Annotated in this window: 5 protein-coding genes; 3 read left to right on the top strand and 2 right to left on the bottom strand. The window is 51.5% G+C overall.

The window, feature by feature from the left end; translation table 11 throughout:
- Positions 1–191: hypothetical protein (locus tag HOK28_09015; protein ID MBT6433218.1), on the bottom strand; the 191-nt coding region annotated here is incomplete at its 3' end.
- 94 nt (positions 192–285) lie between these two features.
- Entirely contained in the window at positions 286–495 is a 210-nt protein-coding gene (locus HOK28_09010) for a hypothetical protein (GenBank protein ID MBT6433217.1), read from the bottom strand.
- A 47-nt stretch (positions 496–542) separates the two neighbouring features.
- On the opposite strand from HOK28_09010, the gene HOK28_09005 reads away from it, so the two are divergent.
- The 3 genes from HOK28_09005 to HOK28_08995 all read left to right on the top strand — a co-directional run.
- The gene (locus tag HOK28_09005) at positions 543–923 is read left to right on the top strand and encodes a VOC family protein (GenBank protein ID MBT6433216.1); all 381 of its coding nucleotides are present in this window, start codon (positions 543–545) and stop codon (positions 921–923) included.
- Positions 924–986: 63 nt separating this feature from the next.
- On the top strand, positions 987–1,754 hold the full coding sequence (locus tag HOK28_09000; protein MBT6433215.1) for an SAM-dependent methyltransferase: 768 nt from the start codon (positions 987–989) through the stop codon (positions 1,752–1,754).
- 111 nt (positions 1,755–1,865) lie between these two features.
- Positions 1,866–2,936, top strand: a 1,071-nt coding sequence (locus HOK28_08995) for a hypothetical protein (GenBank protein MBT6433214.1), incomplete at its 3' end; no start/stop codon positions are given.

Genomic DNA, 2,936 nt, shown 5'->3' with positions numbered 1-2,936 from the left:
GATGAATCACTGGAGTCAGCTGGGTTACTCGGGTCACTGGACGAAGCAGCGTCGGTAGGGTCACTCGAATCGCTGATCTCTGCCGGGTCAATGGCGTCGCTATTATTTGAGTCGTCTTCATCGCTGCCGCAACCAGTCACGGCGAGTGCGACGGTGAATAGAACTGGGGCGAGTAGTCTGGTTATACGCATCTTTTTCTCCTAACGACTTAGAGAACCTAGGTTCGACTATGGGTTATAGATGAGATCAGTAAATCCTAACCGGCGCAAGCCAGACTTGGGGTGCTTATTGTTTCGCCTTTGGGTAGGTTTTGCAGCCTTTCGGGCATGGATATACCCCGGCGAGCATGTAGCGACCGGGAATGATCTCCATAAGTTTATCGGGATGAACCTTGCCACGGGCTTCACAACCGCAATAAAGCAGGCAGTGAACACCGACCTTATTCGGGCTTAGTGGCGTGACGCCGTAAACACTCACAACAGGTTGCAATCCCATGGTGAAGCCTAGCATGAATGAGCGTATGATACCCTTGGAGAAACTTTATGAATGTTAATGCGGTGCATCATGTGGCGATCAAGGCCTGGGATGTTGAGGTGTTGAGTGCATTTTATCAAGAAGTCTTAGGGCTGGTTTTCGAGCGGGAATTTAAAGATGATTTCGGGCTACGTTCGGTTTGGCTGCGGTTTGGGACCGGACGCCTGATGATTGAGCGCAGTGAAGAAGGCGGCGTCACCAACCGTAGTTTTGGATCGGATCCTATCGGCTACCATCTCGTGGCTTTTAGCATCGAACCGGCGGAGCGAGAGGCTTGGCGGCAAAGGCTAGAGTCGGCCGGATGTCCGGTAATTGAAGAAACCGAACATACGCTATATTTCCAAGATCCTGAAAGCAACCGTTGCGGCCTTAGTACTTGGCCAGCTTAATTTTCACCATATTCTGATGGCCTGGCCACTTGTGCGTTCGCGTCCACTTTTATATCGGGCATTATGAGTTGGAAGTTACCAGATTATTGGCGTGAAAACGCGCATGCGACCAAGCCCCGTGGTGAGTTTCGGGGTTTCGGATTGTCGGCTCGCCTAGAAGCAGTGGCGGGTTGTGTAGGTATTGGTGCGCGCGTTATTGACGTTGGAACCGACCATGGACTCCTTCCAATTGCTTTGATTGGCAGTGGTCGAGCGTCTTTTGCAATCGCAGGTGATTTACGACCTGACCCTTTGAGCGTCGCGGCTTCTAATGTTCGCCGGTTTCGAAAAGAGGAAAAAGTAGAGCTTCGCCTAGCTGATGGGCTTGAGGCTCTAAAGCCGAATGAAGCCGATACCGTTACGATTGCGGGTATGAGTGGTGAGCGCATGGTAGAAATCCTGCTCGCAGTGGACCTAGAGAAATTAGGCGTCTCACGGATTATTGTTCAGCCCAATTCCGACCAAGTAGAGCTTCGGCAGAAGATGACCCTGGCGGGCTGGGAGGTCGTGCATGAGCGACTCGTTGCCTGTGGGGGGCGGATGTATGTTGTGATAGTACTGGAGGCTGCCGGCGAGGACCATTCCATCACGCAGGATGATGCTTGGGTGGGGCCAATCTTGAAGAACCACCCAGCCGATCCCCTCTACAGAGCATGGTGCGATGTTATGCGAGGTTTACTTACCAAACGCGTGAATGGATTAAGTCGTGGCAGTCCAGGCTCCATAGAACTTGAAAAGGGGCGCGCTCAGCTGGCCGCCTTCGAAGCGTTGGACACCGATAAAACGAGCTGATTGTCGGTTTTGTTCGCTGGCTTAGAACTCGCTGAAATTGATACACTTTTAAACGTGGTTCACCTTTACCAGCCGACGGTTAGGTTATGGTCGAGAGTTCAAGGAACGCTTATGTTTGGCTCTAAGGCCCTACAATGGATTTTTCTACTTTGCTTGTTGGCGAGTTGTGGCGTTGAAGATGCGTCTCGGTACTCTGTTGGGGGCGCAGTGGACCTTCGCGGTATCGGAGTGAACAAGATGCCACTCGCACTTGAAGGCGACTGGTTTGTGCATGCAAATCGATTTGTAGGTCCCCAAGATCCTGATTACCCTAAACCTGATCTGATACTAAAAAATCCTGAAGATTTGGTCGGATTGCCCTACGGCAAAGAACTCACCCTGGGACCCAAGGACACGGCTACGCTCTCGATGCGTTTGCGTGTTTCGGATCCAGGCATGGGGCACCAATGGGCACTGCTCTTACCCAGATCTTATTCGTCTTCGCGGTGGGTGATTCATGGCCGGGACGAAGATGGGACTGCGATTTCAAGCAAGTCTTTGTCGCTTGGTAATGTCGCAGACGAACAGCTGAACATTAAACCCTCTCGAGAAGACGGCTATCTAGTATTCTCTTTCCACGGATTTGTTGATGTTGGTGTAGAACTCGCGAATCGGCATTCCCATCGTCTTGGGATTGAGCGTCTACCGGTCTTTGGCACCTTCGAACAACTTCAAGTTCTTCGCTTAAAATACGTTATTTGGAACGCCGCGCTGATCGGGTTGTTACTTGTGATTGGGTTGTATCATTTTGCTATCTTCTTCATGCGTCCAACAGAGTCAGCGCCGTTCTGGTTGGCGCTACTCTCACTTGTGTCCGCTCTTTGGATTTCGCTTGAAAGTGGTGTCTTGGAATTGGCTTTTGCTGAGCCATTAGAGTTTGTCACGGCGCTCAGAATACAGGCGCTTTGTATTCCTGTGGTTGGGCTATCGGCTTTGATTCTTTTAGCGAGCCTGGGCGCGGTAGAGATTCATACTCATTGGCGTTCGGCAGCTATGGGCGTAGCGACATGTTTAGCGGGAATGTCTCTTGTTGCCGAGCCGGCTGCTGTGGGTGGTTTCCTGGTTCCAATAGGTATCGCTTTCTGTGCGCTCGCGGCTTGTCTTTGGGCCATCTTGTGTTTGATTCGGCCATCTTTTGGCGAG

Source organism: Deltaproteobacteria bacterium, from assembly GCA_018668695.1.
In the GTDB taxonomy this organism is placed as follows: Bacteria; Myxococcota; XYA12-FULL-58-9; order XYA12-FULL-58-9; family JABJBS01; genus JABJBS01.
This window is presented reverse-complemented; position numbering and strand designations above follow the sequence as displayed.